Here is an 18,127-nt window from a genome sequence, read left to right on the forward strand (position 1 = left end):
AAAGAGCCCCGATCCGGGGCTCTTGGTCTCAGCACTACCCCGGGCGAGTCGAGGCGGAAAAAGAACGACGCGGTTCTATCGAATCAGATTGCCACGGCAATTGGATTCGGCGCGGACGGCAGGTCGGCCTCGCCCACCTGCGCAGCGCCGGCTGCTGCTGCGAGCGGCAGAGCCCGGTCATGCACACGGTGACGCTCCATGTGCACCCAATCCACAACCTCGGCATGAGGTCGATAGCCGGGCAGCATCTGCGTCAGCGTCCGCTTCAGCATCGGTACATCGCTGCTTTCGAGTGCCGCGTTCAGCGTCTCGAACTGGCGCCAGAGCTCATTCCAAGGCAGGCAGGGATCGTGCGCCTTCATGACACGAGGATGCGCCGTAGGCATCGCGCTGTCACCAATCAGGAGCTCTTCGTAGAGCTTCTCTCCGGGTCGCAACCCGGTCACCTGCAGCTCGATATCGCCATCCGGCGAATCCTCGTCACGGACTGTCCGCCCTGAAAGCTCTACCAGCCGGCGAGCGAGATCAATGATCCTCACGGGCTCGCCCATGTCGAGCACGAAGACATCGCCACCCTGCGCCATCGCGCCCGCCTGGATCACCAGCTGGGCGGCTTCGGGAATCGTCATGAAATAGCGCGTGATGTCCGCATGCGTGAGCGTGATCGGGCCACCCGCCTCGATCTGCTTGCGAAACAACGGCACCACCGAGCCACTGGAGCCGAGCACATTGCCGAAGCGGACCATCGAGAAGCAGGTGTCCGAACTCTGCTGCGCCAGCCCCTGCAACGCCATTTCGGCAACCCGCTTGCTGGCCCCCATGATGTTCGTCGGCCGCACTGCCTTGTCGGTGCTGATGAGGACAAAGTTGGGAACCTTGCACTCCATGGCGATCCGCGCCGTTGTGAGCGTACCTATCGCGTTGTTTCGCACGCCCTCTGCCGGGTTGTGCTCGACGAGCGGCACATGCTTGTATGCTGCTGCGTGATAGACCGTGTCAGGGCGCCAGGCGCGCATCACTTCACGCAGCCGTGCCGCATCGCATACCGAAGCGAGCAACGGGATGACACGCACGGTCGGGGCCAGTTGCTCCAACTCCTGGTGGATGCCATAGAGCGCGTACTCGCTTAATTCCACGAGCAATAGCGTTGAAGGCGACAGCTGAACAATCTGCCGGCACAACTCACTGCCGATGGAGCCACCAGCACCAGTCACCAGCACCACTTGGCCCTGGATGTGCTTGTGCAGCAGGTCTGCCACCGGCTCGACTGGATCGCGCCCCAACAAGTCCTCGATGTCGACTTCGACCAGATCATTGACCTGGACCTTGCCATTGGCCAGATCGAGTAACCCCGGGAGCATCCGTACATGCAGATGCAAGGGCAATAACTGGTTGAGAATTTCAACGCGGCGTCCGCGACTGGCCGAGGGCATCGCCAAGAGCACGTCTGTGATGCCCCAACTGGCAGCGTTGTCGCTCAGCCACTCCGAGGACTGAATGCGCAGACCGTTGATCGTGTTGCCTTGGAGATGCGAGTCATCGTCAACGAAAGCGCGGACCACCATGTCCCGACTTTGGGCCAACGCCGCGGCCAGCTGCAAACCCGCGCTACCGGCACCGTAGATCACAACCTGAGGCAATTGCTTACGTTGCAGAGCGCTCATGTAGAGACCGCCCAGCCAATAGCGCGCAAACATGCGCGAGCCGGCGATAGCCAGGAACAAGAGCAACGGCACCAGCAAACCGACCGTGCGCGGCACTCCTCGCACGCCGACCACAGAGAAGATCAACGCATAGCCGAGGCCAAACAATACGCACGCGCGCACGATGGCCATGACTGCAGCCGTGCCGGCATATCGAAAGATGGCTCGGTAGAGCCCAAACACCACAAAGAGAGGGAGCGCAAGGGCTACAGCGACCGCCACGGCTGACCACTGAACGCCACGCGGCGTCATCCACTGCTCGAAACGAAAGCTGAATGCCAACCAGACACACAGGACGCAGAGCATTGCATCCACCCCGAGAGCCAGCATGCGCTTAATGGGGCGCGGCAAAGCAAGCAAGGGCGTAGCCAGACGATTGATCACACTGAAAACTCCTGCGGCGTTTGGAGTGCGCCGCGCTGCAACAATTGTCCGTGAAGGGTACCCACCCCTCCCCCCCAATTCAGGGTATTCGCGACACCCATAATGTCATTTTTTGTATCTTTTGCATCGACATGACTTTGGTCATAGAGCCGCTGATCAGCCCCCTCAAGCAGCTGTCCCTTTGGCAGCCATAACCGATTCGAGCCTAGAAAGCCTGCGGCTTGACCAATTCCACGAGGCAGTGGGCGCCGATGCCCTGACTACAATGCCAAGGGCGTGCCTACCCATCCTTCAGCTCTCTTAGCTAGATAGTGCGATTCAATCGCTCAACGAAGGACAAATGGCGAGGACATTTCTGATGACATGTGATTCATGCCGGACATGAAGCACGCGGCACGCAACACGTTGAGTCTGACAACAGAGGCACAAGCCTTCGCAGGGAGCCAAGTCTCATGAAATCTGTTCTGGTGGTATGCATTGGCAACATCTGCCGTAGCCCGATGGGGGAAGCACTGATTGCTGCAGCATTGCCGCAGGTTCGAGTCACGTCAGCGGGGACTGGAGCCTTGGTGGGGCATCCAGCAGATCCGATTGCACGCAAACTCATGGCCGAACGTGGCATCGACATCGAGGCCCACCGGGCACGCCAACTTACAGGGCAGATGTGCCAGCAGGCAGACCTCATTCTTGCGATGGACGAAGCCCAGCGGATTCACATCGGGCAGCGCCATCCGTTGACTCGGGGCAAGCTGTTTCGCTTGGGCGAAGTCGCACGCGTTGACATTCCCGATCCTTACCGCATGGGCCGCCCGGCCTTCGAGCACGCCCTGCAACTTATCGCTGACGGCGCCCAAGCCTGGGCCGAACGCATTCGCAAACTCTCATGACTTCTTCTGCTTCCACTCCGGCTCCTTCCGCAGCACTCGCGCGCGACGATGACAACGATGCAATTCATCTGTCCGAGTACTTCGATATCTTGCTCGACCGAAAGTGGCTGGTGGCAGGCGTTACCGCCGTCGCTCTCGTCATCGGTACGGCCTATGCGCTCCTGGCTACGCCGATCTATCAATCCAACCTTTTGATTCAGGTCGAAGACTCCGCCCCAGACGCCAAGAACTTTCTTGGTGACACCGCGAATCTCTTCGATGTGAAGACACCGGCCACGGGCGAAATCCAGATCATTCGCTCGCGATTGGTCATCGGAGGCGCCATCGAGGCAAAGCAGCTGTATATCGATGCGCAGCCTCGCTATCTGCCGTTCGTCGGCGAATGGCTCTCAAGGCGCGCCAAGGGACTATCGAGCCCGGGCTTCCTTGGAATGGGTGGATACGTTTCCGGCACTGAAGCCGTCGACATTGCCAAGCTCGACGTGCCTTCCACGCTCGAAGATCAGAAGCCTTTCACGATCACAGCACTGACCGGCGGCCAATACACGCTGACCCACCCCGATCTTGCTGAACCATTGACCGGTACCGTTGGCAAAGTGCTCAACCAACAGATTCCAGAAGGTGCCATCACCTTGGTGGTATCGCGGCTCAATGGCAAACCCGGGGCGGAATTTCTGGTCTCACGCGCCTCGTTGCTCACGACCACCGAAGATATCCAAAGACGCCTTCAACTGGGAGAACAAGGAAAGCAGTCAAACGTGATCAGTGTTTCGCTCGAAGACAGCGATCGTGATCGGCTGCGAAGCACGCTCAACGAGATCGGCGCTCAATATGTTCGCCAGAACGTTGAGCGAAAGGCCGCTGAAGCCGAAAAGACCATCGAATTTCTCGATCGACAGCTTCCCGAATTCAAGCAGCAACTCGAAGATTCGGAAGACGCATACGCGCGCTTCCGCAACCAGAATGGCACCGTCGCCTTCGACGAAGAGGCCAAGGCGGCCCTGACCATGTCAGTTCAGCTGCAGACCAAACTGCTTGAGTCCCAACAACTGCGGCGTGAACTGCTTTCGCGCTTTACCGAGAGCAACCCAAAGGTCCAAATGATCGACGGCCAGATCGCGGCCATTCGCCATGAGATCGAAGGCCTCGAGACCCGTGTCAGCGCCATGCCAGCCGTCCAACGCGACGCTCTGCGGCTCGAGCGAGATGTGCGCGTCAATGGTGAACTCTACAAGTCGATGCTCAATAGCTCACTGCAATTGCGTCTTGTAAAGGAGGGCAAGATTGGGAATGTGCGACTGCTCGATACCGCTATTGAGCCGAAGAAGGCCGTTAAACCACAGAAGTCTTTAGTCGTCGCACTTTCTCTGGTACTCGGATTGTTGGCTGGCGTGGCCTTTGCCATTCTCCGGAGCAAGCTTTCAAGCGGCATCCAAAACCCGCAAGAAATTGAGGAGCGTCTCGGCCTCAACGTCTATTCCGTTGTGCCACTGGCGCTCGAGCAGGAAACGCTTCTGGAGCATATTGCAGGCGGCGCGAAGGGTGTGCAATTGCTGGCCGTGACGTCCCCCGAGAGCCTTGCCATCGAGAGCCTGCGTAATCTACGTGTTTCCCTGCAACTGACTTTGATGGAGACCGGGAACAACCGTGTGCTTATCACGGGCGCTACGCCTGGCGTGGGCAAGAGCTTCGTCTCCGGCAATTTCGCCGTCATCATGGCGCAAGCCGGTAAGCGTGTTCTGTTGATCGATGCCGACCTACGCAAAGGTCATCTTCAAAAGGCCTTCGGGTTGCCACGCAAGGGCGGCTTGGCGGACGTACTGTCAGGCGAGATGACGCCCGAGCAAGCGATTCATGCTCAAGTCGTCCCGAACCTGGACGTCCTGACCACGGGCGCCTACCCGTTCAACCCCGCCAACATGATGCTGTCGTCAGCGCTTGGCGAGTTGCTGGACGCTTTCTCGGAACGCTACGACCTGGTGGTGATCGACAGCCCGCCGGTGCTAGTGGCCGCTGATGCCGCTGCAGTTGCTGCGCATGCAGGTGCTGTGCTGCTGGTCGCTCGCGACAACCTGACCCAGTTGGGCGAATTGAACGAGAGCGTCAAGCGCCTTGCGCATGCAGGTCAGCAAGTCAACGGCGTGGTCTTCAATGGCATGGACCTCTCGCGCAGGCACTATGGCAGCTATGGCTACAAGTACGGTGGCTACCGCTACACCGAATACAAGTACAAAGAAGCTGGGCTGGCCTCGGAATAATTAGCGGGACGCGGCAAGGGAGCCGCTCTCCATGCGGCCTCTTCAGCGAGTTTCCGCAACGCAGGAGAATCAGCGCCTGATTTGTCGCCGAGCCAGCCACCATGTCAGCCGCGCGAGCATTTCTCCAACAAGCAGGCCCAACCCATCTGCCCAGAGGTCGCTCCATTCAGCGCATCGATCAGGCGTGAAAGACTGCAATATCTCGATGAGTGCACCGTAGGCCAGCAAGCCAGGCAGCAGCCATATGCGCCCCGGCCAAGCCTTGTGTGCCAGGAAGGCCAATGTTGCAAAAGCGAGGACATGATTGCTCTTGTCCCAGCCGGTGCTGGGCATAGGGGTCGAGGGAGGCGCGAGCGACAGCACAAGAATCGCGCAAACGCAGGCCCAGAAAGCCCAGGCCGATAGCAAAGCGATCTTCGACTTCACCTGCTTACGCTCTTTCGGGCTCGGGTAGTACGGAGACCACCTCAGGCATCAACCACTTCACCCGCTCGCAGCACGCGCCCAGCAGGAACCTTGACACCATAAGCGAGCGCTGAGCCCACCGGCATCCACGCTGAACGCCCGAGCACACTGCCCCCCGCCATGCCCGCGTTGACACCGAGATGGCCGAATGACTCCACCACGCAGTCATGATCGACAACGGCTCCACAGTTGACGATCACGCCTTCGCCCAGCTGAGCCCCGGTTCCGACGATAGCGCCGGCCATGATTGCACAGCCCTCGCCGATCGTGGCTGCGGGCGACACCATGGCTGCCGGATGAACCACCATCGCCAGCGTCAATCCCTGTGCCTTTACTTGCTGATGCAAGGCCTCACGCAATGCGTTATTGCCGATCGCCACGATCACCGTATCGATTCGGCCACGGCAGTCGGCCAGCATTGCCGTTGTGCCCCAGACCGGGCAGCCCCACAAATGATGCTGCTGTGGCTTGGCCGCGTCATCCAGGAACGCCGTCAATGCATAGTTCTGCCCAAGCGATGCGGCCTCAGCAACGGAACGTCCATGGCCCCCCGCCCCAATGATCAGCAAGCGCTTTTTCAACTGCTCTCCCATCTTCAGTGCGTCACACCTTCGCGCCTCAGCACCTTGACGAAGGTAAGCCATAGGATGCGGATATCAAACCAGAACGAGCGACGCTGAAGATATTCGACGTCGAGTTGGACCTTGGCTGGAATGGGCAACTCATCGCGCCCATTCACTTGCGCCCAGCCCGTCAGGCCCGGCACCAACACAAGAACACCATGCTGCGTCCGCAGATCGATCAGATCCTGCTGATTGAAGAGTGCCGGGCGAGGCCCAACAAAACTCATGTCCCCAACCAAAATACTCCACAATTGCGGCAACTCATCTAGACTTGTTTTTCTCAAAAATGACCCCATCGGAGTCAAATAAACGTCGGGGTCTACAAGCAAATGAGAAGCGACGGCAGGTGTGCCAACCCGCATGCTGCGAAATTTCGGCATCTTGAAAATACGATTCTTTCGCCCAACCCGATCAGACCAGTACAAGACGGGTCCAGGCGAAGTTAAACGTACTGCCAGCGCTACTACTGATAAAGGTATGATCAGTAGCAGCGCCGCGATCAACGCCAAAAAGAGATCAAACAAGCGCTTCATAATCACGCCTCCAAAGCCATTCGGCTTAAACCTTCAATGGTCGACAATGGAGGCTCCCACCCCAATACCTTCCGGGCTTTACTTATATCTACCTGCAGGTTTCCGCAGATTTTCTGAACGGTAGCACGGCGTCCAATCAAATTCCCTACCGCCTGCAACAAAGGCACAGGAACTGGTAATAGCCGGGCTCGCCGATTCAACGAATCCCCCATAAATCGCAACAAATCAGACGTGGAAATGTCCTCACCGTCACCAGCAAGAAAGACCTGATTTGCTGCAGATGGATGTTCAATGCAGTTTGCAATCAAGCTTACCAAGTTCTCGATTCCAACAAGTGTTCTTCGATTGTGCACCGACCCAAAGGGCAGTGGGACTCCCGATTTTACGGCCCTTAACAAACGACCAAAATTACCGGGCGCCCCAGCGCCATAAACGAGAGGCGGGCGAATCACGACAATTTCCATGCCCGTTCTTTCTCCTATTTTGAAGAGCCCTATTTCTGCCTCCATTTTTGAAATGGCATATGGCTCTTGAGGGGCTGGCATATCAGTTTCGGTAAATGGCTTGAAGCTCTCCGAACCATTTACACCGATAGAGCTAATGAACACAAAGCGGCAAACCCCCGTATCCGCAGCTTGCTGAGCCAAATTGAGGGTGCCCTCGACATTAACAATACGAAATTCACTCAGCGGATCAAAGTTTCGCCCATTGGTGACATGGGCCCTCGCTGCCAGATGTACGACGACTTCAGCATCAACTAAGGCTCGGTTCCAATCGGTGGACGCATCAATCGAACCAATATCAACAATGTCGGCAGAATGTATGTCGACAGGGGTGCCCGTATGCCTTAACCCACAACGCACCTGATGGCCAAGCAATTTCAACTGAGGATATAGCGAACGACCTATAAATCCGCTTGCACCAGTCAGCATACATTTCATGTGTCTAGTCTTCGCCAAAAAATCCAAAAGCATCAACTTGGTTCAAACAGCTTGACATAGGAAGCAGCGAGCGCTGCATAGTCATGATTTTTCAGTACGTATGAGCGCCCTCTGTTGCCCATCTCTCTTCGTTGCGCTTTCGAAAGGCTGGCTATATTTCGCATTGCCAGAGCGACAGCCTCCGCATCTCCCGGCGCAACCGAATATCCACAGTCGGCTTCCCGTACCGGATCGTTTCCGGCATGCACAGCAAAAACGACCGGCAATGCAGCAAGCATGTAATCAAACAACTTGTTGGGGCTAATGCCAAATCTAAAAATTGGCTCGGGGCGAAGAGAAATGAAACCTGCGTCCACTTCGCCCAGTAGCTCGACGATTTGCGCCTTTGGAATCTGCCCAAAAATCCGAACATCTGCGTCCAGCCCAAGTTCAAGTACTAATTTTTTCAGATCCGATTCCACCTCCCCCTTCCCCACTATTATTGTTTTTATGCTGTTGCCCGCTTGCGATTTCAGGATGGACATGGCCTTTACCAACGAATCGACATGATTCGGCCGCCCTAAGGCCCCTGCATAGATAAAAATAGTAGATCCATTTTTTCTCCATTCCTTAGCAAGAGGAATAATGGGATGCACTTCGCTTGCGTGCTGGCTTTCTTGGCGATCAATGCCGTTGGGGACATATGCCCATCGCTCCACCGCCAACCCTCGATCAATCATATGAGGGGCAGTGAGCGGCAAGAGCGAAACGACACGATCGGAGTATTTATAAGCAAATTTTTCCACCCACTCAGTGAAAGTTATCACAGGATGATTGGCAGAAACCCCACCCAATTCCACGAGACTAAGCGGCCACAAGTCTCGCACTTCAAAAAAAATCTTCGCGCCATATTTTTTTGCCACTGAGCGAGCGGCCAAAAAAGAATATGGGTGAGGACTCGATGCAATAATTACGTCCGGCTTGCCATAACGCGAAGCGTATTCCGATGAGTTTCGGAAAAAATTCCAAGAAAACTGCATCATATTCAGCAAGCGCCCCAACCCATTGCCAGCGTAATTGCGCCCCTTGACAAACTCATATGGCACGCCGCCAATTATTTTCGCTCCATCGTTCTGAGGTCGATCTAAAAGATGATGAAAGGATGCCGAAAAAACGGTAGCACGAAGACCCAATTCAATCCAGTGCTGCGCGAGAAAATAAGGACGACTATATCTACCAACCCCCGGCCCCCCTGCATAAGGATGGATATACCAAATGTTAGGCTTTCTTTTATTCCTCATCATTTTGCCAAATGGAGCGCAATTCTTTTTGCTGCTTGTCCGCCGCCATAAAGGGCCTTTTCATCCGTGATTTTTCGACCCAAGTTAGCTTGCGCCGCGGCCAGAATGGCTTCAAAATCTGCGCCCACGAGGGTATTGGCTCCTATATCAATTAGCTCAACCCACTCGGTTTGCTCACGAAGAGTGACGCAAGGTTTTCCAAAAAAGAATGCCTCTTTTTGTACTCCGCCACTATCCGTTAGCACCAACGCGCTTCGTTGCAGAAGAGCAATCATCTCTAGGTAGCCGACCGGCTCGATGAGCGTCACGTTAAGAGTCAGGCTAGCCTTTTTTAAAGCCTCCCGTGTCCGTGGATGCAAAGGGAGTACCACCTGAGCAAGCGTCGCATGCAATTTATTTAGCGCAGCGACTATGGCTTCTAGGCGAATCGGGTCGTCCGTATTCTCGGCGCGATGCAGCGTCGCTAGAATAAAACCCTCACCCACTACACCGGCAACTGTTCTTTGGCCAGTGCGCCCGGCAAAAAAAGCAGCGGAATCTTGCATGACGTCGCCAACCTTCAGAATTTTCGATTCTTTATTGGCAAATCCCTCTTGGCGCAAGTTCTCAACAGCAGCATCGGTAGGACAGAACAAGACATCGCTTAATTGATCAGTCAGTATTCGATTTACCTCTTCTGGCATGCGCATATTGAAACTTCGAAGGCCAGCCTCTACGTGCGCGATAGGAATATTCAATTTCGCCGCGGCTAGCGCGCCCGCCAAGGTGGAATTTGTGTCTCCGTAGACGAGCACGCGGTCAGGCTTTTCTTCCAATAAAATTCGCTCTACTTCAATCAACATGCGGCCGGTCATTTTCCCGTGCGATTCCCCATTGATATCGAGTTGATGACGCGGACGCGATAGCCCGAGCTGGTCAAAAAAAACGCCGGACATATTTTCATCAAAGTGCTGTCCCGTATGTACGACAATTTCTTCCAATTCAGGGTGCTCGGCTATTGCCATAGAAACAACGCTGGCTTTAATGAATTGCGGACGCGCGCCGATAACAGTAAGAATTCGGTTCATTGAAATTTTTGAGGTTTTGCCAGACAATCGAATTACACTTGACCGCTGGCTTCAGGTTGATTAATGAATTGGATGCCCGTGGTCCTCAGGTGAATCTATCGCACACCTACCAAACTCGGCCAGAACATCAGCCTATTTGCCATGCGCACGTTCGGTGAGGCTTGCGGCATCAACGAACCGTAGCGGTCGGCAATATCAGAAGTCGACTCGGGCTTTGGCGCGTCGTCAATCGTAGAGTCAAGTAGCGACAAACCAATGTCCGTCAGGATGGGGTAATAGCGCCCCCAACTTGCATAGCCTCCGGTCGGAAATGCACTCGACAAGCCAAAGGGTGGGTAGCCTTCCAAACAGCGATCCATTCCATTGCTATACGCAACCCGATACCACCCATTCGAGCCGTTCCAATAATTGGAAAAATACGGACGCTTTGTATCGCCGTTCCAGACATGAGCCACGAGTTGCGCCGAAAAAAATCGCGTCAGATTTGGGTCCGGCAGATTTTTGTTATTCAGTTCAAAAATCTTGGTCAACGCGTCGCGGTTGCGCTCTAACGCATCCAGCACAGGCACCAAGCGACGAGAATGACTCAGATCCCATCCGAGAGTCGAGACCGGTTCCACGCTCTTGATTGGCACCTTTAAATCAGCAGCAACGGCCCTGTCCTTTGCTGCGCAAACAGCTGGCTTTCCTGGCCCGGTGTAACCTGCGTAATGGTTGTCAGAATACAGGCGCCAGAAACCGCGATCCAACTCAGCGGCCATCGTTTCTCCGGTCCCAGGGGAATTTATTTCCTTTAAAGAGATTCTGGAATTGAAAAACGTCAACAATACCTTGATCGCCTGCTGATGGTGCCTGACTGCTTTTTCATCCAGAAAAAACGAGCTTCGTAAATCAGGTCTTTTCACCAAAATTCCGGCCAGTTCGGCATACAACCCAATCAGCCAAAGCTCCTGATCTTTAAAGAAGTATTTTGAACTGCCATCGACAATGTCGCTCGGCGTTTTTTGAATCGCCTCACCCCAAAGAGCAAGGCTTTCTTTATCAGTTGCGCGAAGCAAATGAGATGCCAGCAATTGAGCGGTCTCATTTACAAATTTCTCATTTTTTTCTGATTTGGCAGGCGATCCAGTGAGCGAGTTGGCGAGCTGACTCAACAAGGCAAGTCCTTGCACACTAACAAGCATCACCTCGGTATCGCGGAGACGATTGCCAGAATTGCAGCTAGCTCCGCCCCGGCATATCCAGCCGCGCGGATCTGATGAATCGGGGGAGGCCGATGAAGCCATCGACTGGCGGTATACCTTCGACCCGCCCGCGGCGGATCCCGCCAATTGCACCGGTCCAAGCTGGCCATAAACCAGGCTCCAATCGCTCGCAAATTCATTCAATCGTTCCGGCCGACCACAGCGTATCGCCATTGACAGTAAATTGTGCAAAGTACTCTCAAGATCGTAGAGCGCATAAGTGTCGCCTTGATCGCGCAGGCGTTTTTGCAGCAACTGTCCGGAGACCCAAGCTCGCCCGGATTCGTCCCAAAGCGCCCACGTCGCCTTTTCAATCGCGCCACCACAGGCAGTTCGTTTTAGCGCCTTTTGCGCAACCGAAGGGCGTGAAGGAGTTTCGCCTATTGCGGGAGCTTCTGTTCCTGCCGACGCTGCCTGGCTCACCAAGATGCCGGCTAACACAAGCGCTCCCGGTTGCAAAATGGTCCGGAAATTCATCATGAATCCATCATCCTGCGATAAAACGCAATCAATTTTCGAGCTTCCATATCCCAGTTATAGCGCTCCTGAATCGACTTCTGTCCATTCTGGCCCATACTTTTCGCCTCCTCCGGATGCGCGACCAAATAGTCAATTGCTTGGGCAACGGCTCTTGAATCAAGTGGGTCTACGCAAATTCCGCATTGACTCCCGTCAATAATTTCCTGCCAGAGCGGAAAGTTCGATGCAATAACAGGAATGCCAGCACTCATGTATTCGAACATTTTGTTCGGCAAAGCGTCAAGATGACTAATTGTTGGAGAAAACGTGACCAGTCCGGCAATTGATTCAGCCAATACAGTCCGAACTCCCTCCCGATTCACGAATCCGAGTTCATCGACATGCTCCCAACCGGCCTCGCTCTTTACCACTTTCTCAAATTCAGGCTCTGAAAATTTTCCGCCCAACTTTAACCTGACGCCCGAAGATGTGTATGGCAGTGCCTGCACCAACTCCCTCACGCCACGAATCTTTGAAATCCCCCCAATATAGGCAACTTGAAGAGCTCTCGACGACCAAGCGATTTTTGGAGGAGGCGTCAGCTCCCCGAACATTGGGAAATTACCAACATTCACCGTATTTGGATTTATCGACAAAAACTTCTTGCAAATAAACGGAGTAGCAGCAACGACGCCGTTTAATCTTCGACAGGCCCACGATTCATACTGAGCAAAAACTTTCGACAATAACCACCGGAGTGGTCTATTCAGATAGGGCTTCCCAAGCAACTGCTTAGGAACATCTTCGTGGGCATCGAAAATGACTCTTTTTCCTGCTTTCTTTAGAGCCAGCCCGATTGGAATCAGCTCGGGGTCATGCAAGTGATAAATCTGAGCATCAACTAAAAGGGCTTTTTCCAAAACGCGTTGGGGGGCATGACGTATGCGCTGCAAGCGACTGCTCGAAGCGCCAGCGTCAATAATTCGAACGTTCTCATTTATTTCGTCGCCCTTTCCATCAGCGACGATCAAGTGAACCAGGCAGCCTGCATCAGCGAGTGATCGACATTCTTTGAGAAAAATACGGGTGTCATGACGTGCGTGTACCGACGTCAGGTGGCATATCGATGCCCCCTCAACTTTATCTTCGCGATATTCATTCATTCTCAAACACCTTTTCAATTCACTTCGCTATTCGACCGGGCTTGCGTTCCTTGAGAAAAGGAAGGCCACAAGGAGGCAGAGAAAAATCCCGGAAGACAAGAATGCGGTTCCAAATGCTTGCTCTGTCAATAGCAGTCCATACATTGCGCCAATGGGCAGAAATATCTCGTCTTTTTTCCACTTATAAGCAGAATCAATGACGGCAAAAACAAAAGATACAAAGAAAATCGCAAGTAGATATAGGGCGACGCCCCCAGAAGCTAGGGCATACATAAATGCATTTGTATTGGCGTTAAGGTTATCCATTCCGAGATAATCCTGGCCAATGTAAATAGCTATGCCAACGTCGAGTTTTTTACCAAAAATCCAGGAGTCGAGATCTGAAAAAGTGCTTAGTACGTAATCAACATAGACACCTTGCAGGAAAGGTGGAATTACCATAGCCCGACGAACAAATAATTCAGAAATGAATGACTCGCCAAAAAGCATTTCCACCAATGCCGCCAACAGTACTAAATTCAAGCCCAACAAAACATAGCCATGAAAGTATTCGAACTTCTCTTTGCGAAGAAGAAATCCGAGAAACCACATAATCATGGCATACAGAAAAGGGGCTTTAACTCCTATCAGCCAGAATCCAAAAACCGCATACGCGATTGCTAGGCCGGTGATGAGGAAATTTCCTCTGCGTCCGCCGATAAATGCCATCACCGGCATGACGCCATTGATCGACATCGCGAATAAGTATGTCGGAATTGTGCCGACACCGAATGACTCTCTGGCGGAAATTCTTCTGTCATACATCAATTCCCAGTCGAATCCGCCCCCTCCGAATGCAGTAACTCCCACAAGGGCGGAAGTCAGCAGCAACAAGCCCAAAGCCCAAATTCTCCACGAAGAGGAGAAAAGACCAAGGCGCGCCAGCTTCCTGACCTCGGTTCTAGCAATTATTTGCCGAATACCCTTAAAAAGTATCACCGGCAATATACCGATGCAAAGCATGGAAAGGCCAAAATAGAAATCCGCCTGGCCGCTTACGCTCCAATACCCGGCGCCCCAAATCAAACAAAAAGCCAAATAGAAGAATAGAAAAATATCCGACGGCAGGCTGATTTTTTTTGGAAGGAAGTAAAAAATCAAGCAACCCCAAATAATCGAGATCAGGAGACTGTCGAACCCCGAACTCAACTCATGCAGGCCGGCGTAGCTGTTTCTATCCAGAATTCCGCCAAAAGAATACAGCACCAGCGACGAAATCATGGCCAACACACAAAGTGCGGCAAGATAGAGCTTGCTTTTTACCTTCAACATAAAGCAATCAAACTACGAATATGCCGAGACTTTTCGACCAAGAATCTTGCCCGCCAGTCCCTGAATACGCTTAAGCACTCTGTAGCGACGATTCCAGCTTCGATAGTTTTTATGGCTATTGAGCGGGAGCTGCATGTACCCGTCGAACTCGCTGCGGGTAATTCTCAACTTTTTGCAAAAATAAGAAATATCTCGTTCCAGTTCATCTGCTGGATATAACGGCTTCTTCAATTCCAACAACGCTTCTTCACGGGTCATTTGCCCAGAAACGATGAGACTTGACAGATGCGGCAGTCGCTTGTCGTATCCGAAACGCGCGGGAAGATAATAATTTTGAAAGAGTTTTGTGAAAATTGATTCCCCATGCTTTCGGCCATACGAGCGCCACCCAATTTTCTCCAACTCTTGAATCGCTCCATCTTTATTAAAAGGCATGAAGTTCAATGGACGGATTACGCGCATTTTTTTAATCAGCGGATAGTAAATGTAATACTGCCAAAAACTGACTATGGGATACGTCGCTAACTTCTTGCTGCCGTGCTTTTTGTGAATATCGAGCAGATTAATTGCGTCCATGGCGCTGCCGTGCCAAGACCTGGGAAAAACTCCTTCGGTCGCCAGGTTTCCACCCGAGAAGACATAACGGACACCATTTTTTACAGCAAAAGAATACAGAGCTGCGAAAAAAGCGTGATCCTGCGGCACATCTTGGTTGGAGATTCCCGAGCGCAAATAGGCGATATGGAGATCGCGCATCTCTTCCCAATTCACAACATGGGTATGCAAGTCGTACCCACAGTGCTCTACAATTTTTTCAATGTTCGAAACGGCAAGTTCACTATTCCATCCTGCATCGACGTGGACAACCAATGGGCGCAGGCCCCATTCGTGCGCCTTCAACGCCAGATATGAACTATCTACGCCGCCTGAAAGGCCAATAATGCAGTCGTACTCATCGCCTTTTCCCTCTACTTTGATTTTTGCAATCAACTCATTCAGTCGACGCTTACCATCTTCATTGGGAAACCATGCTTCCTTAGCCGTTTTTTCAAATTCATGTACGTGGTTGCACACGCCTTGATCGTCGAAAACAATGTCGATATCCGACGTGTCCATCACCGTTCGGGTGCAAATTTGATATTTTCTTTTTTCAGCGGTCATAATTGAATTATCTTTTCCGAATCAGCAGCTCTTTTTTCTGAGCTTCCGTTAAATACCCAATAAGCACGGCTCGATGCTTACCTCTGAACACGAACATTGCACCGGCCGCCACTGCGGCCGCACCGCCGTCATTCAATGCTTGACCAAGGTGCTCCACGGTTCCCGCGCCACCAGCGGCAACTACTGGAATTTTTACCGCGCCTGAAACCAGGCGGAGCAAATCGATGTCATATCCAGCCATCGTTCCGTCTCGATCCACGTTATTGAGAAGAATTTCTCCTGCGCCGGCCTCTTCCAAATTTCGTGCATAGTCTACAACCGAGTATTTCAACTCGATTGAGGCTGACTTCACAGCCACTTTGTACCCGGTTAATAAGCCGCGCCTCACATCGAGTCCTGCCATAATTGCCTGGCTTCCGAAAATTTTGGAGGCCTCCGTAAGAATTTTGGTAGATTCAGCGAGAGCAGAATTAATGACCACCTTCTCAACACCGGCGCGGAGCAGCTTTCTAATTTGCTCCAACGTGCGAATACCGCCACCATAAGCAACCGGCATGAAGCATTCGCTCGCTATTTCCGAAATTATTTCGTAATCAGGCTCTCTGTCTTCACGAGAAGCATTGATGTCAAGCACAACCAATTCATCAACTTCTTTTTCGTTAAAGATTCGAACCGCATTTATTGGATCACCGATATAAACGGGATCCTTGAATTTTCTCGTTTTCACCAACCCCCGCTCGCTCAGAAGCAAAGTCGGAATTACGCGGGCCCTGTACATCTATACCGCCTTTTGCATTTCGGAAAAATTTGCCAGGATTCTTTTTCCGTATCGATGGCTTTTTTCGGGATGAAATTGAACGCCCATTATATTTTTCTCAGCGACAGCGGCGCAAAAATCAATTCCGTACGCAGAGCCCAGGAGTTCAAGATTTCTATCTTTTGATTCCATGTAATAGCTGTGAACGAAATAGTATCGGGCATCATCTTCCAACTCTTTGAGGAGGGGGTGGTTTACTTGGCGCTTCACAACTTCACCCCATCCCATATGAGGCACATGAAGTCCTGAATTTTCAGGGAGACGTTTGACGACCATATCGAGCCATCCAAGACCTGGTAGATTTCCCTCTTCGCTTCCGTGCCCCAACATCTGCGCTCCTACGCAAATACCCAAGATCGGAATGTTTTTTTGGAAGACCTGTTTCTCCAGTAGAGGGATCAGTCCACTTGCCCGAAGATTAGAGACACAAGCGTCAAAGGCACCATTGCCCGGCAAGATCAAACCGCTGGCCGCTTCAATTTCAGATGCGTCGCTTGTTATCTTGCATTTAGCTCCGATGCGAAGGAGCATGTTTTCAACCGCTCCAATATTTCCGATGTCATAGTCAATAATTGCGATCATTTTTTTCGCCCAAAGAAAGCTTATAAGACAAGATTAAATAGATCACATACAGCATGCTATAACCGGCACCGTATGACTGGAGCGCATGAGAATAATTATTGAATGTCGTCAGAGTCCCAATAGTCATGGCAAACAACGAAATCTGCCACATCAGATCGATGTGCTGTTTCTCCGCCAAGTAAAACATGTAGCTCAATGGACTCGCCACAAATCTCAGCATGAACATTGGCAATAGCCAGACAGCAATTGTTCCTGCGGGACGCCAGTTCTCGCCAAAGCAAAAAGAGAAAAGGTCCTCTCCCCACCACATCAGGCCTGACATCACAAGCACAGATGCCGCGGAAAGCACCATGAAAGTCTTGGAATAAGTCTCTCGGCATTCGCCTTTCTCCCGCCAATCCGATGCTGCATGCCGTCTAAAAACGTCCAGCACCGCCCGGCCGAGCAGCGAAATAGGGGCCCCTAGTGTCCGCAATGACAAGGCGAGATAGCCACTTATTTCCGATCCGAATCGACTGGCGACGATAATCAGCGGCAGTTGCGCAGCGGCGGTATTAATGACATCGGCCGGCAAAGACATGATCGGGAGTCTTCGATAGCGGGACCAGAATTCAAGCAGTTGCCGCTTAATGTCTTTGGGGAGTCGACCTAATGGCATTATTTTCAATGCCGCAAGAAATCCGATCGATGCTCCCATGACATGGGCGACTACCAACGTAGACGAGGAAGCCCACTCAAGTCCCGCCACAATTTGCATTAAAGTAATTGAAGATGCGAACACGATTCGCATGATCGAAAGTTTCTTATACTCGCCCTCTGCTGCAGCCCAAGACTGCCAAATCTGAGAGCCGGCAATGGCAAAGGCGGCCGGTACGACCAAAATTCCAAAGATCGCCGGGGTTTTCTTGAGCCAATCTGGAGATAAGAGAAGCGTGCCGCCTACTCCAATGGCCAGAAGAATCACCCCAAACGCCGTTGTCAACAAGGTGGCTGCGACGGCGACTCGGCGAGCATCGCCATCGGCAACCATTGCAAGCGCCATTTCAAATCGACCGGTTATGGCTACCGCAAAGAAAAGCGCAACTCCCTGCCACGCAGCATAGAGTCCGAATTCATGCGGCGCAAATAGTCTTGCAAGAATCAGTGACCCCAGGATCGGAATTAGCTGCGCAATCGTGCTCCCGGTTAACACTGATACGACCTGACGCCAAAAACGACCAACCTCCCGTTTCATAAATTGAGCTTACTT

Annotated in this window: 16 protein-coding genes; 2 read left to right on the forward strand and 14 right to left on the reverse strand. The window is 52.6% G+C overall.

The annotated features are described in order from the left end of the window. Positions 1-83: 83 nt before the first annotated feature. Positions 84-2,087 (reverse strand): polysaccharide biosynthesis protein, encoded by a 2,004-nt coding sequence (locus tag CY658_RS15085; RefSeq protein ID WP_101490967.1) that lies wholly within the window; start codon positions 2,085-2,087, stop codon positions 84-86. A 452-nt stretch (positions 2,088-2,539) separates the two neighbouring features. Between CY658_RS15085 and CY658_RS15090 the strand changes: the two genes are divergently transcribed. Both CY658_RS15090 and CY658_RS15095 read left to right on the forward strand, forming a co-directional pair. Further along, positions 2,540-2,974, forward strand: coding sequence for a low molecular weight protein-tyrosine-phosphatase (locus CY658_RS15090; RefSeq protein ID WP_101490968.1), 435 nt, complete (start codon positions 2,540-2,542; stop codon positions 2,972-2,974). After that, positions 2,971-5,232 (forward strand): polysaccharide biosynthesis tyrosine autokinase, encoded by a 2,262-nt coding sequence (locus tag CY658_RS15095; RefSeq protein ID WP_101490969.1) that lies wholly within the window; start codon positions 2,971-2,973, stop codon positions 5,230-5,232. The genes CY658_RS15090 and CY658_RS15095 overlap by 4 nt, the downstream gene beginning before the upstream one ends. Positions 5,233-5,301: 69 nt before the next feature. Here the strand turns inward: CY658_RS15095 and CY658_RS15100 are convergent, their stop codons facing one another. The 13 genes from CY658_RS15100 to CY658_RS15155 form a co-directional block, all read right to left on the reverse strand. Next, positions 5,302-5,658 carry a VanZ family protein gene (locus CY658_RS15100; RefSeq protein ID WP_257884876.1) on the reverse strand — a complete coding sequence of 119 codons (357 nt, stop codon included), beginning with the start codon at positions 5,656-5,658 and terminating at the stop codon, positions 5,302-5,304. 41 nt (positions 5,659-5,699) lie between these two features. Further along, positions 5,700-6,341: a PglD-related sugar-binding protein gene (locus CY658_RS15105; RefSeq protein ID WP_257884877.1), complete on the reverse strand. Its 642-nt coding sequence runs from the start codon at positions 6,339-6,341 to the stop codon at positions 5,700-5,702. Beyond that, entirely contained in the window at positions 6,293-6,853 is a 561-nt protein-coding gene (locus CY658_RS15110; RefSeq protein ID WP_101490971.1) for a sugar transferase, read from the reverse strand. Before CY658_RS15110 ends, CY658_RS15105 begins: the two co-directional genes overlap by 49 nt. Before the next feature lie 2 nt (positions 6,854-6,855). Next, entirely contained in the window at positions 6,856-7,794 is a 939-nt protein-coding gene (locus CY658_RS15115) for a UDP-glucose 4-epimerase family protein (RefSeq protein WP_101491300.1), read from the reverse strand. A 32-nt stretch (positions 7,795-7,826) separates the two neighbouring features. Further along, on the reverse strand, positions 7,827-9,074 hold the full coding sequence (locus CY658_RS15120; protein ID WP_257884878.1) for a glycosyltransferase family 4 protein: 1,248 nt from the start codon (positions 9,072-9,074) through the stop codon (positions 7,827-7,829). After that, positions 9,074-10,141, reverse strand: a complete 1,068-nt coding sequence (gene wecB / locus CY658_RS15125) for a non-hydrolyzing UDP-N-acetylglucosamine 2-epimerase (RefSeq protein WP_101490973.1) — start codon at positions 10,139-10,141, stop codon at positions 9,074-9,076. The genes CY658_RS15120 and wecB overlap by 1 nt, the downstream gene beginning before the upstream one ends. Positions 10,142-10,236: 95 nt before the next feature. After that, the gene (locus CY658_RS32485; RefSeq protein WP_143713694.1) at positions 10,237-11,865 is read right to left on the reverse strand and encodes a hypothetical protein; all 1,629 of its coding nucleotides are present in this window, start codon (positions 11,863-11,865) and stop codon (positions 10,237-10,239) included. Continuing rightward, positions 11,862-13,007: a glycosyltransferase family 4 protein gene (locus tag CY658_RS15130; protein WP_101490974.1), complete on the reverse strand. Its 1,146-nt coding sequence runs from the start codon at positions 13,005-13,007 to the stop codon at positions 11,862-11,864. The genes CY658_RS32485 and CY658_RS15130 overlap by 4 nt, the downstream gene beginning before the upstream one ends. Before the next feature lie 27 nt (positions 13,008-13,034). Then, a complete protein-coding gene (locus tag CY658_RS15135; RefSeq protein ID WP_101490975.1) occupies positions 13,035-14,318 on the reverse strand; it encodes a hypothetical protein in 1,284 nt (427 codons plus the stop codon). Positions 14,319-14,330: 12 nt separating this feature from the next. After that, positions 14,331-15,479 carry an N-acetyl sugar amidotransferase gene (locus CY658_RS15140; protein ID WP_101490976.1) on the reverse strand — a complete coding sequence of 383 codons (1,149 nt, stop codon included), beginning with the start codon at positions 15,477-15,479 and terminating at the stop codon, positions 14,331-14,333. A 7-nt stretch (positions 15,480-15,486) separates the two neighbouring features. After that, positions 15,487-16,257: an AglZ/HisF2 family acetamidino modification protein gene (locus CY658_RS15145; protein WP_101490977.1), complete on the reverse strand. Its 771-nt coding sequence runs from the start codon at positions 16,255-16,257 to the stop codon at positions 15,487-15,489. After that, the gene (hisH, locus tag CY658_RS15150; RefSeq protein ID WP_101490978.1) at positions 16,258-16,878 is read right to left on the reverse strand and encodes an imidazole glycerol phosphate synthase subunit HisH; all 621 of its coding nucleotides are present in this window, start codon (positions 16,876-16,878) and stop codon (positions 16,258-16,260) included. Continuing rightward, complete coding sequence (locus CY658_RS15155) at positions 16,862-18,112, reverse strand: lipopolysaccharide biosynthesis protein (RefSeq protein WP_101490979.1); 1,251 nt, start codon at positions 18,110-18,112, stop codon at positions 16,862-16,864. The genes hisH and CY658_RS15155 overlap by 17 nt, the downstream gene beginning before the upstream one ends. Positions 18,113-18,127 lie beyond the last annotated feature (15 nt).

The organism is Variovorax sp. RO1 (genome assembly GCF_002849325.1).
In the GTDB taxonomy this organism is placed as follows: domain Bacteria; phylum Pseudomonadota; class Gammaproteobacteria; order Burkholderiales; family Burkholderiaceae_C; genus Variovorax.